Here is a 19714-nt window from a genome sequence, read left to right as displayed (position 1 = left end):
TGGTTTGAGGTTCGTTTCTCAAGCGTGGCTGAGCTCCATCGCTCGACACGCCCGGCCGGTTCGCGGCCGTGTGCCGAGCGGCGGCGTCGCCGTCGTGGTTGTCGTGTCGCCGGCGATGCCCGCGAGCTCCCCCGAGTTTCACGCGCATACAATTCTCCGCTCGGGGTGGTCGCTTCCGCCGGTCGCGGCCCGTGGCAGACCACTTAATCGGTTCAGCGTCAACAGGGAATGGAGCGCCGGAGCGGCTGCTGCCGTGTTGCCCGCGCGGCGCTCTCCCCCCGACGTGAGCCGGCCTTCCCGTGGGCGCGGGCGCGCCGCGCGCGGGGAGTCCGGCCGTGGGCCTGAGCGGGTCGGGTGCGCTGTGCGCCGCGCGTCGCGGTCGGCCGGTGGCCGTGTCTCGGCGTGTTGTCCGGCGTGCCGGGGACATCCGGGCTACGATGAGCGGGCGTGAGCCGGTGCGCGGCGCGACGGCTCCGCGGAGGCGTGGGGCATGTCGCAGAGCCTGATCCTGCTTGCAGTACCGGCCTTCTTCGCGCTCATCGGCGTCGAGCTCTGGCTCTGTCGCCGCCGCGGGCGCCGCGATCACCGCTTCTCCGACGCGCTCGCCAACCTCTCGTGCGGGGTCGGGCAGCAGGTCCTCGTGTCGGTCGTGAGCGGCGGCGTGCTCGTCTATCTGTTCCTCTTCGAGCGCGCCGCGCTGGTCCGGCTGTCGCCGGCCGCTGTGTCGACCTGGCTCGCCTGCTTCGTGGCGGTCGACTTCTGCTACTACTGGGCCCACCGCGCGAGTCATCGGGTGAACTTCCTGTGGGCTGCGCACGCGGTCCACCATCAGAGCGAGGACTACAATCTCTCGGTGGCGCTGCGTCAGAGCTGGATGCAGCGGGCGCTCTTCTGGCCGTTCTTCTGGCCGCTCGCCCTGCTCGGCTTCCCGCCGGCGGTGCTCGTCACGACCTACACGCTGAACATCCTGTATCAGTTCTGGATCCACACGCAGCTCGTCGGCCGCCTCGGTCCGCTGGAGTGGGTGCTCAACACGCCGTCTCACCACCGGGTGCACCACGGCGTCGACGCGCCGTACCTCGACCGGAACCACGGCGGCGTGCTCATCGTCTGGGATCGGCTGTTCGGCACGTTCTGCGCGGAGGCGTCGCCCCCGCGCTACGGCGTGGTCCAGCCGCTCGCGAGCTTCAGCGCGCTGCGCGCGAACCTCGACCCGTGGCGCAGGCTCGCGCGCGTGGCGGCGGCGGAGCCGCGCCTCTCGGGCAAGCTGCTCGTCTTTCTGCGGCCGCCGGACTGGCGGTCCGAGGCGACCCCGTCCGAGGAGGGCCCTCTGCGCACCGACCCCGGCTATGTCCTCCACGACGTCGAGCGCCCCTGGCCGATCCGCGCGCTCGCGGGGGCGCTCTTCGTGGCGGCGCTGCTCGGCGCGATCGCGTTCCTCGGCGCGGCGCCGGGCCTCGCCGCGGGCCCGCTGTGGGCGGGGGCGGCCGTCCTCCTCGCGGCGCTCACCGCGGTCGGCGCGCTGCTCGACGGCCGTCTCAGGGGAGGGACGGCACGGCGTCGGCCTCGATAGGTCGGCTGGCCAGGAGGTCGTCCAGCAAGGTGCGCAGCGCCACCGACTGGCTGGCGGCCCGGGTATACAGGGCGGTCGCTTGAATCATCGGCAGCTCGTGGTCTGGGAGCAGGCGTACGAGCGTTCCTCGTTCCAGGTCACGCAACGCGAGGAACTCGGGTACGAAAGCGATGCCCAGCCCGGCCCTCGCGGCGTCGCGCGTGACGATCATGTTGCCGGTGCTCATGCGCCAGGGCACGCGCACCGTCTCCCCGCCGACCTTCCACTGGCTGAGCTCGGGCCGGTTGACGACGGCTGGATGCCGGGCGAGGTCGGCGGGTATCCTGGGCGTGTCGTGCTGCTCCAGCCAGCTCGGCGAGGCGACGATGACCATCGTGATGTCGGCCAGCTTGTGGCTGATCAGCTCGCTGGACTGGTTCGCCCCCATGCGGATGGCCAGGTCGTAGCCGTCGCTGACCAGGTTGACGCGCCCGTCATGGAGGTGCAGGTCGACGCGCACTGCCGGGTAACGGTTCATGAACGAGAGCAGGCGGGGCGCGATCGCCGCCTGGCCATAGGCGACGGGCGCTGTGATGCGCAGCAGCCCGGAGGGCGCCGCCTGGTGGCTCTTGACCTCGGCGGTCGCCAGCTGCGCGTCTCGGACGATGGGCCGGACCCTGTCGAAGAAGCTCTTGCCCGTATCCGTCAGGCTGAGCGCGCGCGTGGAGCGGATCAGCAGCGGTGCGCCGAGCCGCTTCTCCAGCAGCGCGAGGTTGCGGCTGATGGTCGCCTTGGGCAGGCCGAGCGCCCGGCCGGCCGCGCTGAGTGAGCCTTCCTCGACGATGCGCACGAACATCGACAGACCGGACAGATCATCGGGCTCCTTCAATGCGCCGCTCCTCGAACGCGGTCGTTCCAGGAGGCCACCTGGCGCCGCTGCGGGCATCTTCGCACAGTCTGGACGTGATCCTAAGCGTGGCGGCGCCGGTGCGGCGTCCCTGCTCCCGGCGATCCGCGCTGCCGGGCTTGCCGGGGCAAGGTTGCCAGCGTGTTTCGGGTCAGCTTGGATGTATGGCCGGTTCGTTGAACCGACGCGCGGGGCCCTGTGCGCGCCCGATTGGATCGCGCCAGCGAGCCATTCTTTCACGCGCGCGGGCGCGAGGCGGCGCGCGCTCCTACAAGCGCTCGATCAGGAAGCTTCGGGTCCTGTCGTCGAAGTTATGGGGAGCGAGGTTCGCGTCCGCCGTCAGGACGAGCGTCTCCTGCGTCCCCAGCCCGATCCACGCCTCGGAGAGCGTCACCTTGAAGCCCGGGGGGAGGTGGACGGAGCTGATCCGCCGGTCCCATGCGGTCCATGGGCCGGCGAACAGGAGGGCGGCGCCGACACTGTAGACGAACGAGTCGCCCGAGGCGTTGGCGTGCTCGTAGAAGGTGACAACGTCCAGCTGCGGGTCCGAGGCGCGCGCGACGACGAGGCTCGAGATGATGTCGTCGGCGCCCAGGGCCACGAGGTCCGTGTCCGAGGTGAGGACGTGCGCCTGGCCCTCGAAGTTGTGGTTGAAGAAGACCGTGACCCGCAGCCCGGCGGGGACGCTGATCGCGCTCGCGCGGTCGTTGCCGATGATCGTCAGGTCCGCGACGTTGTAGCGGCCGATCCCGAAGCCCTGCGAGACGCCGGAGAAGCTCGAGAGATCGTGGAGCACCACCTCGTCGGCGGGGCCGCCGGTGATCGTCGCGGCGCTCTCGCCGCTGATGATCTCGGGCGGCTGCGCCTCGAGCGCCTCGTCCGGCGCGCCTTCGATCGCGCAGCCCGTGGAGAGGCCGAGCGCGGCGCCGGCGCAGACCATGAGACCAAGCTTGTTACCAGGTTCTTTGTTCTTCATTGTGTCTCCATATCCCCTCAACCGTTCAAAAGCTCACGGTCGGAGCATGCGGCGTTGCCAGGAGCGACGCCAGACGGCGATCTGGAACGGCCGTGTTCGAGGGGTGGAACAAGGCTCCGCCCCGCTGTTCGTATCGCGCTGCATCTTTATGGTGGGTGCGTCGACATGGTCAGCGACGGCCACGATTGCGCCGAGGCACCGCGGGTGCCGGGCGCGGACATCGCTGGTCGGGTGGAGGCGGTGGGAAAGAGCGTGACCCGGTTCCGGGTGGGGGACGAGGTGTTCGGGGATCTGTCCTCTCACGGGTGGGGCGGTTTCGCGGAATACGTCTCCACGTCGGAGGAGGCGCTGGCCCCGAAGCCGTCGAACGTGAGCTTCGAGGAGGCGGCGGCGGTCCCCATGGCGGCGGTGACGGCGCTCCAGGCGCTCCGCGACTGCGGGCGGGTCCGGGCCGGGCAGCGGGTGCTCGGATGGCGGCACGTACGTGCTCATCGGAGGAACCACGGGGGCCTTTCTGCGGGTCGCGTTCCTGGGGCCATGGTCCGGGTCGAGAGCGATGAAGCTCCACGCGGCGCGTCCGAACGCCGATGATCTCGTCGCCCTGAAGGAGCTGATTGAAGGAGGCGGGGTCAGGCCCGTGATCGATTGGCGCTATCCCCTGAGCGGGGTGCCGGACGCGGTCCCCTATGTGGAGACGCTGCGCGCGCGCGGGAAGGTGGTGATCACGCGCTCCACCGAGGTCGCCGGCCGTCCTGATCGCCAGAGCGTCCTCGAGGCGTTTCTGGTTATAGTCGGCGCGTGACGACGCGCAGCAAGCAGAGCCAGTCGCCGCCCGTGCCCCCACCGGGGCCAGGCACAACCGGTGTTTCCCGGCTCGTCCTCGAGAACGTGCGCTGCTTCGCGCGCGGCGAGGTGCCGCTCGGGGCGCAGGTCACCGTCATCATCGGGCAGAACGGCTCCGGCAAGACGAGCATCATCGAGGCGCTCGCCTCGCTCGCGCCCGGCGACGGCGAGGGGCTCGACCGCTTCCCGCTCCGCCGCGGGGCGTCCGGCGGCGCGATGGCGCTCCACGGGACGGGCGCCGAGCCGCTCGCGCGCTGGGCTGATGGCGAAGGGCGCCCCGAGCGCGCGCGGCTCCCGCGCGGACATCATGTCTTTGCCTATGGCCAGTACCGCGCCCTGCGTCCGCCCGCGCGGCCGCGCCAGGCGACCGGCCCTGCGCTCCTCGGTCCGGAGTGGGAGCAGGCGCTGGCGAGGGCGCTCCCGACGCACCTCGAGGACGCGCTGCGCCGCCCGGCCACGCGCACGCTGGTCGACTTCGACGAGTACCTCTTCCGGGATCTCGCGGCCTATGTCGCGCTCCTGGAGGAGCGGGGCGAGTACGACCCTGCCGCGCGGGCGGTCTGGGAGCGGCTCCACGCCTGGCTGGTGGGGCTCGACAAGCGAATCGAGAGCGTGGAGCTCGTCGAGCAGGAAGGCCGCCGCGTGGCGGCGTTCCGGCGCTCGGGCGTGGTGCTCTCGATCACGGAGCTCTCCGACGGGTACCGCGCGATGCTCTCCGTCGTGCTGGATCTCGCGATCCGCTACGCGCAGCTCTTCTCCGCGCTCGACGATCCGCTCGCGGGCGAGGCCATGGTGGCCATCGACGAGGTGGACCTGAACCTCCACCCTCGCTGGCAGCGGCGGATCATCGAGCAGCTCACGCGCCTGTTCCCGCGCACGCGCTTCGTGCTGACAACGCACTCCCCGGCGGTCGTGCAGGCCGCGATCGACGACAGGGAGCGCGAGATCCAGGTCCTCGTGCTGGACGAGAAGCCTGGCGAGGGCACGACGGTGCGGCCCTTGACGAAGGGCGATCTGGAGCGGCTCGACGGCGCGGAGGTCGACTCGGTCATGGTGGACGACGCCGTCTTCGACGTGCCCTCGCGCCTCTCGCCGACGTACGAGGCGCTGGAGGTGAAGGCCGCCGAGCTCCGGCGGAAGGTCGAGGGCGGCACGGCGACGGCGCGCGACCGGCAGGCGTTGCTGGCGATGCTGGACCAGCTTCAAGGCGTTCTGGCGCGGGAGGAGGAGCGGGAGGGCAAGGGGCCGCTGCTCTCCGAGATAGCGCGGACGCAGATCGCGCTGCTCAGGCGGCTGGATGCACAGCTTTCCGCGAAAGGAGGGGGACGGCGTGATCCGGCTCCGGCGAAGAGGCGTAATGCCGCCCGCTGACTGGCAAGGCACGGTGGACGCGGCGCTCCCGGACGCGGCGGCGTTCTGGAGGAAGGCGAGGGCCTTCGAGAAGCTTGCCGAGCAAGGGGCGAAGCGGAAGAAGGGGTTCGCCAGCTACGCGCCGGAGGTGCTGCCGGCGGACGAGAAGGGGAAGCCGGATCTCCCGCCCGTCTGGCGCACCGATGCGCGGGTCCGACAGGCGATCGCCGGGATGTCGAACGGCTTCTGCGCGTACTGCCAGTCTCCTGTCAGCTCGAACCACCCCGGGACGAGCGGGGAGGACAGGCCGCCGGGGCAGGTCGAGCACTTCCGGCCCAAGGCGCGCTTTCCCGCGCAGGCTTACGAGTGGAAAAACTACTTCCTGGCGTGCATGGCGTGCAACGGCGCGAAGCACGACAGGTGGCCAGCCGGAGGATATGTTCGGCCCGACGAGGGCAGGCCGGGTCGCCGGTTCGTGTTCGCGGAGGACGGCGGGATCGAGGCTCGTGAGGGCGATGAGCAGGCGAGGTGTACGGTCGAGGACTTCGGCCTGAAGCGCTACTGGCTCACGCAGCACCGGGGGACGGCGATCCAGTGCCACCTCGACTTCGTGCGGAGGCTGATGGGCCATCCCGGCATTCAGCTTCAGGATGTCCTGATGACGCGGCCGGTGGCGTTCTCCGAGGCGATCAACCAGAACGTGCGGCGCGTCTGGGCGAGCGGGAGGCGGAAGCGGAAGAAGGCTTCGCGGGCGCGGCCTCGGCGCGCACGATGAGCGCTCTGAGCTTGTCGCTCCTCGCAATGTCCATGAAGGCTCGCAGATACCGGATGGCGCTCGGATCAGCCGAGGGAATGGCGTCGAAGAAGACGGAAAACGCTGTGTCTGAGACCTGGATGATGTTGATCATGAAAAAGGCGGCGCACTCGGCAAGAGTGCGAGACCTGTTGAACATCCTGACGAAGCTGGCGAACGGGCGCTCGGTCCGGCTGGGGTCTCTCAGAAACTTCAGGATTGCCCTGGTCGCTGGCTCATATTCAAGATGAGCCAGCAACATGATGATCGACGCCTTCCCTTCCGTGCTCGCCTTGTCGAGCGAGCGAAGGAGCACCGGCCCAGCCACTTCGCCGAGGTTGTAAAGCGTCTGAAACTCTCTCGGGCTCGCCGGCGGCACCAGCCGTGCCACGCGTTTCTCGATCTCCTTCCGCAGCGCCTGCCTGACCTCGATGGCGGTCTCGGCACATTGCGCCGCGAGCATCGTTCCTTCAGCGACGTCCTCGCCGTCTTTGCCGAGCAACCCGAGGACGATCCGGTCGGCGTGCGCCCCCGGGAACCCGGCGGAAAGGACGATCACCTCGTGCCACCACTTGTCCTTGTGGTTGCGCAGAAGCTCGTCGTAAGCGTGCGCGTTCACCAGCTCCATCGCGGCCAGGTACTCCTGGAACGTCAGGTGTGAGAACGCGAACGAACCTGGCGCCCGCTCCACGAGCACGCCGTTTCGATCGCGGATCTCGGCCACGATCGCGGCCGCCTCCTCCTCCGGTCGGCCGAGATCCGGCAGGTGCGCCGCGAGCCGCTCGATGACGTCCTCCGCGGGCAGCTCCGCCACGCGCGCCCTGTGCATCGAGAGCGCTAACCGGGCGAGCAGCGCGCGCTTCGCGTGGGCGTCGAGCTTGCCGATGGCGGCGCCCTCCGCGAACTTGGCGCGGTCCCACTCGTAGAGCAGGACGTTGGTGATCGCCTCGTACAGCGCGACCCGTCGCTCCGGGATCCGCTGCCCCATGAAGCGGTGGACGACGCAGATGACGGAGCAGAGGAGGGGAGTCTGCGCGAGCTTCTCGATCGCCCGGCTCGCCCGCACCCGCTCTTTCAGATCGTCCGCGGCGGCGCGCGCGTCGATCTCGGCCTGCCCGCGCGGCTTGTTGAGGCTCAGCTCCGCGGCCAGGCACCATCGGTCGATGAAGACGCCGACCTCGTCGCGCGTCATCGGCAAGAGGCGTGCGCGCGCAAAGCCCCTGGGCGCTGTCTCTTCCTGGTCAGGAGCGGCGGCGGGCCTGGTCGTGACCACCACCGAGGTCGCTGGATGGTCCTCGAGCATCGCCGTGAGGCCCGGGAGCACCTTCCCCGCCACCTGCGTCCGGGCCTCGTCCAGACCATCGACGAGGAGCAGCGCTCGACCGCGCCGGAGCGCCGCTTCCACGAACCAGGCCTCCGCGCCGGCGGCGCGAGCGATCTCCTCCGGGCTCGCGGTGGCTTGTTGAAGTGCTCGAACCGGAACGAGGAAGGGAATCGACGCCGGATCGCGGCCTGGGGCGGAGGTGGCCAGCTCGCCGCGGGCTGCGCGCGTGGCGAGGTACGCGAGGAGCGTCGATTTGCCGCTGCCCGGCTCGCCGACGATCAGGAGCCGAGGATGGCTGACCAGCGCCTCCGCCGCGAGCACCCGCGGCCGCTCCAGCACGTGCAGCATCGCGCTGGCCGCCTCGGCTTCTACTGTCGTCGCCTCGCCCTTTGGCCTCTTGCCAGCCGCTTTCCTGGGCTTCCCCGAGCGCAGCTCCCCGGACGGCGCCTCGACGTGCAGCGGCACATAGGCGATCTCGAGATCTTGCCGCACGCGCGCGCTGAGCTGGAGCCCGCGGATCTCGATCTGCCCGTACCTCGCCTCGACCTCGCGCCTGTAGGCCCGCTCCGCCGCCGCGAAGCGCGCCTCCTCATCACCCCGGGCTGCCGCGTCGAGCACGGCGCGCTCTTCCGCGCACCGGATCTCGAACGCATCCGCCTCCGGATACGCATCCTCGAAGCCCTTCTGCCCCCACCGCTCCACGAGCGCGCGCAGCTCGCCGCGCAGCCCCTCCGGCACCGGATAAGGCCCGCGCGCCGCGAGCGCATCGAGCAGCCGCCGCCTTGCCCGCTGGCGCCGGTTCTTTCGGACCACCTCGGGCAGGCCGTCGCTCGCCTGCGGGTTATCCGGCAGCTCGGCGAAGATCCTGTCGAGCAACGCCTCCGGCGACTCCGCTGCCGCAGCTTTCACCTTGGCCTGGCGCTTCGCCCCGGCGGCCTTCCCCCGGCTCGTCCCAGTCTTCGCCTGTCGCACGGCCGCGGTCACGAGCCGGCATCCTAGAGATCGCCCTCCCCACCGTCCAGCCGCCGAGCACCGGCCGTGCTTCTCGCTGGTCCATCGCGGAGCGCGCCGCCGCTCGCCCGGAACATCCTCCCGGCGCACCCCGCGCCGCCCGCCCCCGCCCATGGCATGCTGCCTCCTCCCCCCGGGCCGCCCCATGCACTTCGTCACCCGCACCCCGTCTCCCCCTCTCGCCCGCTTCGTCGGCCGGCTCTGGTACTACGCCGCGCCCGAGCTCCCCGATCTGCTCGAGCGCGTGCTCCCCACCGGCTCCATGAGCCTCCTCATCAACCTCGCCGAGGACGAGCTTCGCTGGTACGACCCCGCCTCCTCCTCCGCCCCGCCCCCCGCCTCCTCCTCCGCCCGCTGCCATCGCCTCTCCGGCATCGCCGTCTGCGGCGCCCACGCCGAGCACTTCGCGATCGACACGGCCGAGCAGCGGGCGATCGTGGGCGCCGAGTTCACCCCGGGCGGCGCGTTCCCGTTCTTCGGCCCGGACGCCGAGGCCCTCGGCGGCACCCACGTCTCGCTCGACGCGCTCTGGGGCCGCGAGGCCGCCCTGGTCCGCGAGCGCGTCCTCGAGGCGAGCACCCCCGAGGCCCGGCTCCGCGCCCTCGAGTCCGCCCTCGCGGCGCGGCTCCTCCGCCCTCCCGCGCGCCTCTCCGCGCGCTCACCCGCGCGCGACCCCGCTGTCGACTTCGCGCTCGCCGCCTTTGCCGACCCGTCCCGCGCTTGCACCGTGTCCGACGTGATCGGCCAGCTCGGGATGAGCTCGCGGCGGTTCATCCGCAGCTTCACCGAGCAGGTAGGCCTCACCCCGAAGCGCTACTGCCGCGTGCGGCGCTTCCAGCAGGCCCTCTCGGCGATCGAGCGCTGCGAGCGCGTCTCGTGGGCCCGTGTCGCGTCCGCGTGCGGCTACTACGACCAGGCGCACTTCATCCACGACTTCCGCGCCTTCGCGGGCCTGACCCCGACCGAGTACGTCGCGAAGCGCCGCGAGCGGAACCACGTCCCCATCGGCGGCTGAGCCGCCCCTTCTGCCCGGGCCGGCGCCCGCGGCTGCTCCAGCCCTGGCGGCAGCGCCGCGCCGGCGGCCGATCCGGCCGCCACGTTTTTACAATACCCGCTCTGCCCCCGTGGACATGCTCCGCCCATGACCAAGCGACAGCACCCCATCGCCCCGCCCCCGTACCACACCCTCGTGGCGCACCTCGTCGTCGCCGGCGCGTCGGACGCCATCGCGTTCTACAAGAAGGCGTTCGGCGCGACCGAGAAGCTGCGCCTCGCCGACCCCGAGCTCGGCGGCGCCATCGTCTGCGCCGAGCTCGTGATCGGCGACTCCCTCTTCAGCGTCTCGGACGAGGCCCCCCAGTGGAACGCGCGCGGCCCGAGGGCGCTCGGCGGCACGCCGATCGCCCTCACGCTCAACGTCGAGGACCCTGACGCCGTCGCCGCGCGCGCCGTCGAGTCCGGTGCCACGATCATCTATCCCATCAACGACCAGTTCTACGGCCGTCGCGAGGGGAGGATCGAGGACCCGTTCGGCCACCACTGGGTCCTCTCGGCCGTCATCGAGGACGTCTCCGTCGAGGAGATGCAGGTGCGCATGGCCAGGTGATTGTAAGAGGCGGGCCCGAGCAAGACCCGATCCGCAGCCCGCCGACACCGATCCTTCCTCGGCGCTTCGACAGCCCACCTCAGCCGTATTCACAGCTCACCTCGCTCGGGCGCTCTCTCGCGCCCGCGCCACAAATCGCCGCAGAGCCCGCTCAGGGCGCGCCGCGACGTCCCTGGATTCCGTCTTGCCCGCCACCACGCCTGTCGAGCCCGCCAATCCGCGCTCCGGTCCTCGCGAGAGCCCGCAGGGCATGCTGGTTGCGTGTGGCGGCGGTCATGCTGACTCTCGATGCGCTGCTGGGGCAGGGCCACGACGACGAGCCCCTCGCCCACTACGTCAAGCTGATGGGCACTTACCTGGCCCTCTCGGCTGGCGCCTTCGCGCTCATGGAACGTGCCGGGCGACCGTTGCCTTCGCGCATTCCCCTCCGCGACGCGGCGCTCCTCGGGCTCGCCACGAACCGCCTGAGCCGGCTGATCACGCGCGACAAGGTGGCCCGCGCTGTGCGCGCGCCGTTCACCGACGTGGAGCAGGACCCCGCGGGCGGGACGCACGAGGAGCCGCGCGGCGAGGGCATGACGCGCGCCGTCGGAGAGCTCCTCACGTGTCCTCGGTGCGCCGCGATGTGGGCCTCGCTGGCGCTTACCGTCGGTTATTTCGTGTCGCCGCGCGTCACGCGGGGAGCCTCTTTCCTGCTCGGCGCCGCGGCGATCTCGGACTTCGTCAACACGTGTTACGCGCACGTCATGAGCGCCGGAGGAAAGTAGCGCCCAGGCGATTTGCGACAGACGTGGCCAAGTGCCCCATCGTGGCGCTTGGCCCCTCGCGAACAGGGTGGGCGTTCCCACGTGGAGCGCCCCTTGCACACACCCCGGAGACTGGAGGTCAAGGTGGCACTTGATTTGTTGAACGAGCGGGGCACACCGCTCGACAAGCAGCAGTTCGATTGGCGGGAGCTTGTCAGCATCCCGTCCAGCAAGCTGAACGATGACGCGTTCACCCGCGTCCGGATCATCTTGATGAACGGCATCGAGTCGGAGGCCGTGCGCTTCTCGCATGCCTGTGCTCGCATGAACGGCGCGCTCCAGCGGGAGCTCGCCCTCGTGCGCCGGATCGAGCACCACCAGCAGACGATGGTGAACTGGCTCCTGCCGGGCGATCTGTCCGTGCTCGAGACCACCATCGGCTTCGAGCAGGTGGCGATCGAGGTCACCGCGTCGGTCGCGATGCGCGAGCCCGACGAGTACATGGCGCAGGTCTATCGGTTCGGGATGCTCGAGGACTTCGACCACCTGTACCGCTACTCGGCGCTCATGGACAGGGTGCACGGCAAGGACTCGAACAACATCCTGCAGTGCTACACGGACGTCTGCCCCGGCAGGCCCACCAGCGTCGAGCACCGTCACCCCGACGACGACCTGCGGGCCCCCTACGATAGGAGGACGGCGGCGCCGCTCACCAAGCTGCACGCGATCACGATCATGGCGGCCGAGCACCAGACGCACGACTATTACATGAACGTCGGGCCGACGTTCGCCGACCCCATGGCGCGGCAGCTCTACGCGGAGATCGCCTCCATCGAGGAGCAGCACGTCACGCAGTACGAGTCGATCATCGATCCAAGCGAGACCTGGCTCGAGAAGTGGCTCCTGCACGAGGCGACCGAGGTCTACAACTACTATGGCTGTGCTCGGTCCGAGTCGAACCCCCGGATCAAGGCCATCTGGGAGCGGTTCGTCGATTACGAGCTCGGGCAGCTCCAGCACGTGCGCCGCCTCTTCGAGAAGATCGAGGGGCGCGACGCCGCGGAGATCCTGCCGGCGGAGCTGCCGGATCCCATCGAGTTCAGGAGCCACCGCGAGTTCGTCCGCCGCGTGCTGCAGGGCGAGGTGCACCTGCGCGCTGTCGGGAAGAGCATCGTGGATCCGCGCGAGGTGCCGGAGACGCCGCAGACGCTCGCCTACCGCGATCGGCTGAACATGGCCGGCTCGCCGTCGGAGACGGTGGCGGCGGGGTACGTGTACGTCCCCGGGACGGAGCTCGCGGTCCAGGCGGCGCAGGGCAAGCAGGCCAACGGCAATGGCGCGAAGGTTTACAAGATGAGGTCAGCATGAAGACCGAGACGACAGCGGGGATGAACCGCACCGGAATGGACATGTCGCCGATGGACTCGAAGGAGCTCGTCGTGGGCGCGCGGATCATGCCCCCGAGCAGCGCGGGCGACGATTCGGCCATCGCCAGCGTCATGGCCCATTACGCGCGTCGCGAGGAGCGGGTCGGCACGATGCCTCCTCCTGGCACGCTGAAGGGCGCCGTGAAGACGGCCCTCCAGGCGCTGAAGGGCGAGGCGCCGCTGGTCCTTCTCGACAAGCTGGGCGAGCGCCTCGCTTTCGAGCGGGCGGGCAGCCGGCTATGGAAGGGCGTGCTCGCGAAGTTCGACGCGCTCGGGTCGTTCGAGGGCGGTCCGACGCGCGAGGAGATCGAGCTGATCTACAGCGAAGAGTCGGAGCACTTCCTCCTGATCGCCTCGGTGATCCGGATGCTGGGCGCGGATCCCACGGCGGAGACGCCGCTGGCCGACGTCCACGGGGTCGCCTCGTGCGGCCTGATCAAGGTCGTCACCGATCCGAGGACGAACCTGGCCGACGCGCTGGAGGCGATGCTGATCGCCGAGCTCACGGACAACGACGCCTGGGATGTGCTCATCGAGATTTCCCAGGGCCTCAACGACCAGGCGCTCATGAATCAGTTCATCGCCGCGCGCGCCGCCGAGGCGCGCCACCTCACGATGGTGCGGACCTGGATCAAGGCGTCGGTGATCGCCCGTGCGAACGGCGACCACGCGAACATGGTGGCGAGCTGATCCCGAGGCGCGTCGCGCAGCTCGGCTCAGGCGCGCGTGCCGCGGGCGTCGGGCGGCGGGGTTTCCCCGGCGCGCCCGGCGCGCCCGGCGCCCGCGCGCGCGTTTCGTGTGCGGGCGTCGGCGCGTTTCGTGTGCGGGCGTCGTGGCTCGGCGCGCCGCGCGGCGTTTCAGCCTGAGCGGTGGTCGAGGACCTCCTCGAGGAAGCTCCGCATCGCGGCCCACGATCGCCTGGCGGCAGCGGCGTCGTACAGGATGCCCGCCTGCGGGATATTCGCGCCCGGGTAGGTGAAGGCGTGCATCGCGTGGCCGTAGGCGTGGACTTGCCAGTCGGCCTTGGCCTCGGTGAGCTCGCGCGCGAGGGCGAGCACGTCGGCGGGCGGCGCCATCGGGTCTTCCCAGCCGTGGAGCACGAGCACCTTGGCCTTGATGGGCGCCTGCGGTCCCAGGTCCGGCGGGTGGAGCAAGCCGTGGAAGCTCACAACGCCCTTCAGGCCTGGCGGGGAGCTCCGTGCCAGGTCGAGGACGCACAGCCCTCCGAAGCAGTATCCGATGGCCCCGATGCGGTCCGGGTCGGCGAGCGGGTGCCGTCGGGCCGCGGCGAGGCCCGCCTCGAGGCGCCTGCGGAGCAGGCCGCGGTCCTCCAGGAACGGCGCCATGAGCCGGGAGTTGTCCTCCATCTCGCCGCCGCGGACGCCCTTGCCGTACACGTCGATGGCGAAGCCGAGATAGCCCAGGCTGGCCAGCTCCGCGGCCTTCTCGTGCATGGCCTCGTTCTGCCCTGCCCATGCGTGGGCGATGAGGACGCAGGGCCGCTTCCCGGCGCTGGAGGCGTCGTAGGCGACGTACGCCTCGCAGATCGTCTCTCCCTCTGTGTAGTCGAGGCGTTCGGCGTGGATCGGAGGGGGTGGTTGGATCGGCATGTCCTGTCCTTTCGAGCGCGTCGGCGTTCTGGTGCCGCGGGTCAGCGATCCTGCCAGGGATCCACCTCGCGAGCGGCGAGAGATTTCAAGGCAAAGACGCCAGGGCGCAAGGACGCAAGAAAGTTGTTCCTTCTTGCGCCTCTGCGTCTCTGCGCCCTTGCGTTGAAATCTCTCTCAAGATCCCTGGCCGGACTGCTGGCCCGGCGGACCGCATGCCGCAGCCTGGCAGGCGTCCGCCGCGCGGCGCCTACGGATCTGTGTGCAGAGAGGCGTGGCTCCGCGGGATCTCAGGCCGGCGCGCTCAGTGATCCGCCGCCCTCCGCGCCCGCCCCGGTCGCCGGTGCTGCGGGGGAGGCCGGCGCTGCCGGGGAGGCCGGCGCGGCCGGGGAGGTCGGCGCGGCCGGGGAGGTCGGCGCGGCCGGCGCGCCGCTCGCGGCCTCGCCCCGCGCGCCCTGCGCGCGCCGGGCGCCTGTCTCGCGGTGCGCGTCGAGCGGGCGGAGGGCCCTCCGGACGGCCTCGAGCGTCGCGGGGTCGTCCTCGTCGACCATGCCGGCGACCTTGGTCGCATAGCTCACGATGGCCGACTGGATGGCGCGCACCACGGTGGCGAGGTTCGATGTCGCCGCGGCCTCCTTCTGGAGCCTGTCCCTCACCATCACGTCGTAGCGTGGCAGGACATTGCCGATCTGCTCGAGGAACTCGGGCCCGACGAGCGCGTCGATCTCCGGCTGGAGCTCCGCTTCCTGGATGTGCTCGACGATGGAGGCCATGACCGTGTTCTGCGCGGCGTACTCGGCGGTGAGGAACGACAGGCCGTCGTCTCCGAAGAGCTCCTTGACGAGCTCTCCCGCGCGCCGCGCCTTCGGGAATCGCTCTGCGGGGAGCATCGCGTACGCGACGAGGCGCATGCGCAGCGCCCCGAAGCTCGCGTCGGCCTCCCGGTCGAGCACCCGCACGTCGTCCTCGGACAGGGCGCCGTTCTCGCGGCGGCGCGCGGTGAGCGCCTTCTGGCCTGCCTCCGCGGCGGCCTTCAGCTTCGTGCACGCCTTGGCGACGTTCTCCGGCGCCGCCTCGGGACAGGCGGCGACAAGCGCGTTGGCGAGGGTCACGCCATTGGCGATGTTGATGATGGGAGCGCGAACATACACCGAAGCATCGAACGTTTTGTCCATCGTGCGACCCTATGAACGCGGGTATCCAGAGTCCAGCGCTCGGGTCGTCGTCAACGTGCTATCGAGCGCTGATGTGGCGCCGAGAGCACGATGACGACGCGAGCGGTGGAGCGCTGGAGGCACGCCCGGGAGGGGTGAGGGGAGGAGAAGCATTGAAGTTTTTCGCTCCCGCTCCGCTGGCTCCGTGTTCGACGGGGGCTTCCGCGGTCGCGGGCAGGGGAGGGCAGCGCGAGGTGAGCCCTGTCCGGGAGCGTTGCGGGCTCGCAGGACGGGTCGTGTACCTGGCGTCGATGCCGGGAGGGTTCCCGGACGGGTCGGCGACCTGCCGGCGATGCCGGGAGGGTTCCCCGATAGGTCGGCGACCTGCCGGCGATGCCCGGAGGGTTCCCCGACAGCTCACCGACCAGGCCGGAGACGCCCCCGGGCTTCCTGGAACGGGTCGCCCTCGTGCTGGCGCAGACCGATCGGGTTCTTTCCAGAGGTCGCCGGCCTGCTGGTAAGGCCGGTGGGCTTCCCGGAAGGGGTGATCGACTCGTTCCGCAGACCTCGAGGGTTCCTGCGCCGGCCAGGGCGGGCGTGGCGGGCGGTGGCCGACTGGCGGCAGGCGGGCCACCACCTGGGGCGGGCTCACGTCCGCCGCGAACTCCCTGTCGACGCGTCGCGCGCGCTGACCGACGAGGGCAGCGTCGCGCAGGTCCCCGGCCGATCACCGCCCACGCCAGGTCGCACGGCCTGAGCCCGTCCACAACCGCCCGCAGGCTGCACCTCGCCAGAAAGGCGCTCGCCCGCCGGATCGCGCGGCGGCTCTGGTGAATCCGCGGCCGAGCGGCGCAAGCCGGTCCGCGCCCGACGACCTCGAATCCTCACGGCGACGAGGCTGCGGCGAAGGTCGTGAGCTCGACCCGCCTGGCCCAGCCGAGCTTCAGCCGGCCGACGTCTCGAGCTGCCCGCCGAGCTCTTCGGACGGTGAGCGGGCCATGCGAGCAACCACGCCTTCAAGGTGCCTGTCGATGGGGATCTTCACGGCGTCCCCCCGGAACACGGCACGTGGAGTGGGCGGCACAAGGAACGATCCTTCCCCGCCGTGAAACAGACCGTACGTCGCATACGCCACGTACGTCTTTCCCGGGTTGTTGTGCCCGATGATCACCGTGAGCGGCGCCAGATCCAGCGTCGTCCGCCTGACCGTTCCCGGACTGGAGAAGGTGATCTTCATCGGGTCGGCAGCCTCTTTGGCAAGGCTGCTCCTGTCTGCGTAGCAGGGCCATCACAAGGTGTGCGCCGCGGTCAGACGTGCCCGCCAGCGCGATCGGCGCGGAGCGTCGGTGAAAGTGATTCCAAGGCGTCTCGAAAATGTCAAGCGTGAAGCGGCTCACCTCGCCGCCCCCGCGGTTCCGCCACGCGGGTCGAGCCCGCGCGCGCCCGATCCCCCGCGGCCCCGGTGCGGCTAGACTCCGCGCAATGTTCTGGTTCGATGCCGTCCTGCTCGGGGTCCTCGAGGGCCTGACCGAGTTCCTCCCCGTCTCGTCCACCGGTCATCTCATCCTGCTCGGCGCGTGGCTCGGCCACCAGAGCGAGGCGGCGAAGACGCTCGATATCGTGATCCAGCTCGGCGCCGTCCTCGCCGTCGTCGTCTATTTCCGCGAGCGCCTCGCCGTCACCGTGCGCGGCATCGTCCGGCGCGATCCGGACAGCCTCCGGCTCGCGCTCGCCCTCGCGTTCGCCTTCTTCCCCGCGGCCCTTGTCGGCCTGCTCTTCCACAAGGCCATCAAGGCCTACCTCTTCGGCCCGGGGCCCGTCGCTGTCGCGCTCATCGTCGGCGGCGTCGTGATGGTCGTCGTCGAGGCCGTGCGCCGGCGCCGGCCCGACCCGGGCGCCCCCCGCCTCGAGGACGTCACCCTCCAGCGCGCCGCCGCGATCGGCTTCGCCCAGTGCTTCGCGCTCTGGCCTGGGGCGTCGCGCTCGATGACCACCATCGTCGGCGGGCAGCTCTCCGGCCTCAGCACCGCCGCGGCCGCCGAGTTCTCGTTCCTCCTCGCCATCCCGACCCTCGGCTCCGCGACGATCTTCGACCTCGCCAGGAACGGCCGCGCCCTGCTCGACGCGCCCGGCGGCCCGGCCGCCCTCGGCGTCGGCCTCGCCGTCTCGTTCGCTGTCGCCCTGCTCGTGATCGCTGTCTTCCTGCGCTACCTCAAGCGCTACGGCCTCGCGCCGTTCGGCTGGTACCGCATCGCGCTCGGCGCCGTCGTCCTCTGGCTCTGGCTCGCCAGCCGCGCCGCCCCGGTCGAGGCCGGCGCCGCGGCCGAGCAGCCCGGGGCGCCGAGCGACGTCGCCGCAGCCGAGGCCGGCAGCGCGCACGGCGATCACCCGAGCCGTCCGTAGGCGTACAGCCAGCGGGCCGTCGTCCCCCCTCGGTTGCGCACGGTGTGCACCACGCCGGCCCGGATCTCGATCTCCTCGCCGATGCCGGGGACGAGCGTGCGTCCCCCGAGCTCCAGCTCGAGCTCGCCTTCGAGCACCATCAAGAGCTCGTCGTCGTCGTGGACATAGTCCTTCCAGACGCGGCCTGGCGGGTCGGTCCAGAGCCCACCGTGAAAGCCGCGCGCGCGCCAGCGCTTCAAGACCTCATCGCGAATCGCCGTGGTCATGCCCCCATCTTGCCCTGGATGCAGGGTTCTGGCTCGGAGCGTCCTCGACGAAGCCATCGCGCTCGCGAGCAGGCTTCGATGCCGACGCCGATGCCCTCGCCCGCTCAACGTCCTCGACGACAGGCCCGGCGACGGAAGACGGAACGGTTACTTGCTAAGAACGTCGGGTCGGGCTAGGATGCTCTCCCTCACGAACGTCCCTGGCCCTCGACACGACGCTTTCCCTCTTCCCTCATCTGCACGAGGGAGACTGCAGCTCGCTCGGACGACTGGACGACGCACCGTGTGACTGCGCGGAGGTTCCGCGCGGCACGTCTCCGTTCGATCCGTTACGGCTTCGTCGGATGGCAGACCGAGAGCGCCTCATGGCGCAACAGAAGGCCGTAAAAAAAGAGCAGGATCGCATGGGAAATCGTCTCTACGTCGGAAATCTTTCGTTCAGCACCACCCGCGAGACCCTCGAGTCCGCGTTCGCCGCAGCCGGCGAGGTCCGTGAGGTCGCGATGCCGACCGACCGCGAGACGGGGCAGCCCCGCGGCTTCGCGTTCGTGACCATGGGCTCTGCCCAGGCCGCGACCAGCGCCATCTCGCAGCTGAACGGCGCCGTCCTCGACGGCCGCGCGCTCAAGGTCAACGAGGCGCAGGAGCGCCCGGCGCGCGGCTTCGGCGGCGGTGGTGGTGGCGGCGGCTTCGGCGGTGGCGGCGGCGGTGGTTACGGCGGCGGCGGCGGCGGTGGTTACGGCGGCGGCGGCGGTGGCCGCGGTGGCCGCGGTGGCGGCGGTCGCGACCGGTACTGATCACCAGCGCGGCGCGGCGGTGCTCGTGCACCGCCGCGTTTGCGCTTTCAGAACGCGCCGCAGGGCGCTGATGAACGCGCCAGTGGGCGCCGAAAGGCCTGGTTCCGCATGCAGAAGCAGGGAGCATTGAAGCGGCAGAAGGAACGCGCACGGCAGGAAAAGCAGCGCGAGAAGGACGCGAATCGCGTCGCGCGCCGCAGGGAAAAGGGCCCCGGCGACAGCGCTTCACCGGGAGAGGATCCGGACATCGCAGGGATCATCCCCGGGCCTCAGCCTCCGGTCGTCGAGTGAAGACCGTAGCGCCGAGCCATGGGGCCAGGAGCGCCCCGTCCGAGCCAGCGAGCGATCAGGACAGCTCGGCGCAGACCACCGCGCGGCAACAGTTCATCGAGCAGAGCGCGACCACGCTGGGCCAGGCATGGGCCAAGCGGTGGCGGCAAGACCTCCATCGCGAAGGCCGCCCCGCCGCCGGCGGATGGCCCGGAACGCTGCGTGAAGCGCGAACTCAGGTCGAGATCACGCTCCCCACCGAGATGCTCCATCGCAAGATGGCCGCCATCACCGGCGTTGAACGGGAGCTCGCGGCCCGAACCGCGTACGCAAGCGCCCGGAACGAGTGGCGCAGGCACCTCGAGCCCGAGACGCCGTGATCCGGCCGTCTCGCCCGGCGCGCTGAGCCGCCGGGCGGCACGAGAGCGCGCCTCCTCAGGCCCGGCCCCGCGGCCAGGCTGCTTCCCACGACGCCTTCTCACGATCTGCTGTGGCCCGCCCGGTCGACCTCGCCCGGAGTGATGCGGGATCCCCGCTCGTTCCCGGTGCGCTCGACGGCCTGGCGGTTAGATGGGCTGGCCTGGCGGTTAGATGGGCTGGCCAGATGGCTGGAGGAGCTGGCCTGATGGCTGGATGAGCTCGGCCGTTCGTGACGTCCGCCCGACAGCGCCTCATCGCCCGA

21 protein-coding genes are annotated in these 19714 nt (G+C 70.7%); 14 read left to right on the top strand and 7 right to left on the bottom strand.

The genetic code is table 11. From position 1 onward, the window contains the following. Positions 1-490 precede the first annotated feature (490 nt). Positions 491-1573 carry a sterol desaturase family protein gene (locus WMF42_RS30955; RefSeq protein ID WP_437686359.1) on the top strand — a complete coding sequence of 361 codons (1083 nt, stop codon included), beginning with the start codon at positions 491-493 and terminating at the stop codon, positions 1571-1573. Here the strand turns inward: WMF42_RS30955 and WMF42_RS30950 are convergent. Together WMF42_RS30950 and WMF42_RS30945 are read right to left on the bottom strand one after the other, a co-directional pair. Further along, positions 1539-2441 (bottom strand): LysR family transcriptional regulator, encoded by a 903-nt coding sequence (locus WMF42_RS30950; RefSeq protein ID WP_233562717.1) that lies wholly within the window; start codon positions 2439-2441, stop codon positions 1539-1541. The two genes, WMF42_RS30955 and WMF42_RS30950, sit on opposite strands and share 35 nt — an antisense overlap. Before the next feature lie 286 nt (positions 2442-2727). Further along, positions 2728-3435, bottom strand: coding sequence for a hypothetical protein (locus WMF42_RS30945; protein ID WP_437686358.1), 708 nt, complete (start codon positions 3433-3435; stop codon positions 2728-2730). 165 nt (positions 3436-3600) lie between these two features. On the opposite strand from WMF42_RS30945, the gene WMF42_RS30940 reads away from it, so the two are divergent. From WMF42_RS30940 to WMF42_RS30925, 4 genes are read left to right on the top strand one after another with little or no spacing between them, the layout of a single operon-like run. After that, a complete protein-coding gene (locus WMF42_RS30940; RefSeq protein ID WP_437686357.1) occupies positions 3601-4026 on the top strand; it encodes an alcohol dehydrogenase catalytic domain-containing protein in 426 nt (141 codons plus the stop codon). Then, positions 3920-4237: a zinc-binding dehydrogenase gene (locus tag WMF42_RS30935; RefSeq protein WP_437686356.1), complete on the top strand. Its 318-nt coding sequence runs from the start codon at positions 3920-3922 to the stop codon at positions 4235-4237. The genes WMF42_RS30940 and WMF42_RS30935 overlap by 107 nt, the downstream gene beginning before the upstream one ends. Continuing rightward, positions 4234-5649: an AAA family ATPase gene (locus WMF42_RS30930; RefSeq protein WP_437686355.1), complete on the top strand. Its 1416-nt coding sequence runs from the start codon at positions 4234-4236 to the stop codon at positions 5647-5649. The genes WMF42_RS30935 and WMF42_RS30930 overlap by 4 nt, the downstream gene beginning before the upstream one ends. Further along, positions 5636-6403: an HNH endonuclease gene (locus WMF42_RS30925; RefSeq protein WP_437686354.1), complete on the top strand. Its 768-nt coding sequence runs from the start codon at positions 5636-5638 to the stop codon at positions 6401-6403. The genes WMF42_RS30930 and WMF42_RS30925 overlap by 14 nt, the downstream gene beginning before the upstream one ends. Here WMF42_RS30925 and WMF42_RS30920 read toward each other — a convergent pair. Continuing rightward, on the bottom strand, positions 6318-8729 hold the full coding sequence (locus tag WMF42_RS30920) for an NACHT domain-containing protein (RefSeq protein WP_061613082.1): 2412 nt from the start codon (positions 8727-8729) through the stop codon (positions 6318-6320). The two genes, WMF42_RS30925 and WMF42_RS30920, sit on opposite strands and share 86 nt — an antisense overlap. Positions 8730-8901: 172 nt before the next feature. Here WMF42_RS30920 and WMF42_RS30915 point away from each other — a divergent pair, with 172 nt between their 5' ends. From WMF42_RS30915 to WMF42_RS30895, 5 genes are all read left to right on the top strand, one after another. After that, positions 8902-9771: a helix-turn-helix domain-containing protein gene (locus WMF42_RS30915; protein ID WP_437686353.1), complete on the top strand. Its 870-nt coding sequence runs from the start codon at positions 8902-8904 to the stop codon at positions 9769-9771. A gap of 126 nt (positions 9772-9897) precedes the next feature. Further along, on the top strand, positions 9898-10362 hold the full coding sequence (locus WMF42_RS30910; RefSeq protein WP_061613080.1) for a VOC family protein: 465 nt from the start codon (positions 9898-9900) through the stop codon (positions 10360-10362). Between the two features lie 275 nt (positions 10363-10637). After that, the gene (locus WMF42_RS30905) at positions 10638-11129 is read left to right on the top strand and encodes a DUF1360 domain-containing protein (protein WP_063816002.1); all 492 of its coding nucleotides are present in this window, start codon (positions 10638-10640) and stop codon (positions 11127-11129) included. Between the two features lie 123 nt (positions 11130-11252). Further along, entirely contained in the window at positions 11253-12476 is a 1224-nt protein-coding gene (locus tag WMF42_RS30900; protein WP_061613078.1) for a hypothetical protein, read from the top strand. Next, on the top strand, positions 12473-13225 hold the full coding sequence (locus WMF42_RS30895; protein WP_061613077.1) for a ferritin-like domain-containing protein: 753 nt from the start codon (positions 12473-12475) through the stop codon (positions 13223-13225). Before WMF42_RS30900 ends, WMF42_RS30895 begins: the two co-directional genes overlap by 4 nt. A 167-nt stretch (positions 13226-13392) precedes the next feature. Here WMF42_RS30895 and WMF42_RS30890 read toward each other — a convergent pair whose 3' ends face one another. The 3 genes from WMF42_RS30890 to WMF42_RS30880 form a co-directional block, all read right to left on the bottom strand. Further along, a complete protein-coding gene (locus WMF42_RS30890) occupies positions 13393-14145 on the bottom strand; it encodes a dienelactone hydrolase family protein (RefSeq protein ID WP_061613076.1) in 753 nt (250 codons plus the stop codon). Positions 14146-14432: 287 nt separating this feature from the next. After that, the gene (locus tag WMF42_RS30885; protein WP_437686352.1) at positions 14433-15317 is read right to left on the bottom strand and encodes a hypothetical protein; all 885 of its coding nucleotides are present in this window, start codon (positions 15315-15317) and stop codon (positions 14433-14435) included. A gap of 922 nt (positions 15318-16239) precedes the next feature. Next, entirely contained in the window at positions 16240-16533 is a 294-nt protein-coding gene (locus WMF42_RS30880; protein WP_437686351.1) for a hypothetical protein, read from the bottom strand. A gap of 245 nt (positions 16534-16778) precedes the next feature. On the opposite strand from WMF42_RS30880, the gene WMF42_RS30875 reads away from it, so the two are divergent. Beyond that, positions 16779-17699 (top strand): undecaprenyl-diphosphate phosphatase, encoded by a 921-nt coding sequence (locus WMF42_RS30875; RefSeq protein WP_437686350.1) that lies wholly within the window; start codon positions 16779-16781, stop codon positions 17697-17699. On the opposite strand, the gene WMF42_RS30870 is transcribed toward WMF42_RS30875, so the two are convergent. Beyond that, on the bottom strand, positions 17681-17965 hold the full coding sequence (locus WMF42_RS30870; protein ID WP_061608394.1) for a cupin domain-containing protein: 285 nt from the start codon (positions 17963-17965) through the stop codon (positions 17681-17683). The genes WMF42_RS30875 and WMF42_RS30870 overlap by 19 nt on opposite strands. A 404-nt stretch (positions 17966-18369) precedes the next feature. On the opposite strand from WMF42_RS30870, the gene WMF42_RS30865 reads away from it, so the two are divergent. The 3 genes from WMF42_RS30865 to WMF42_RS30855 all read left to right on the top strand — a co-directional run bounded on the left by WMF42_RS30865 (position 18370) and on the right by WMF42_RS30855 (position 19412). Then, positions 18370-18762 (top strand): RNA recognition motif domain-containing protein, encoded by a 393-nt coding sequence (locus WMF42_RS30865; protein WP_434042131.1) that lies wholly within the window; start codon positions 18370-18372, stop codon positions 18760-18762. A 108-nt stretch (positions 18763-18870) separates the two neighbouring features. Next, on the top strand, positions 18871-19053 hold the full coding sequence (locus tag WMF42_RS30860; protein ID WP_081426496.1) for a hypothetical protein: 183 nt from the start codon (positions 18871-18873) through the stop codon (positions 19051-19053). Beyond that, positions 19050-19412 carry a hypothetical protein gene (locus WMF42_RS30855; protein ID WP_061608396.1) on the top strand — a complete coding sequence of 121 codons (363 nt, stop codon included), beginning with the start codon at positions 19050-19052 and terminating at the stop codon, positions 19410-19412. The genes WMF42_RS30860 and WMF42_RS30855 overlap by 4 nt, the downstream gene beginning before the upstream one ends. Positions 19413-19714: the final 302 nt, after the last annotated feature.

Source organism: Sorangium sp. So ce176 (assembly GCF_051519835.1).
GTDB classification, from domain to species: domain Bacteria; phylum Myxococcota_A; class Polyangia; order Polyangiales; family Polyangiaceae; genus Sorangium; species Sorangium cellulosum_G.
Note: the sequence above shows the minus strand (reverse complement) of the source record. Positions and strands in the feature narration are given on the sequence as shown.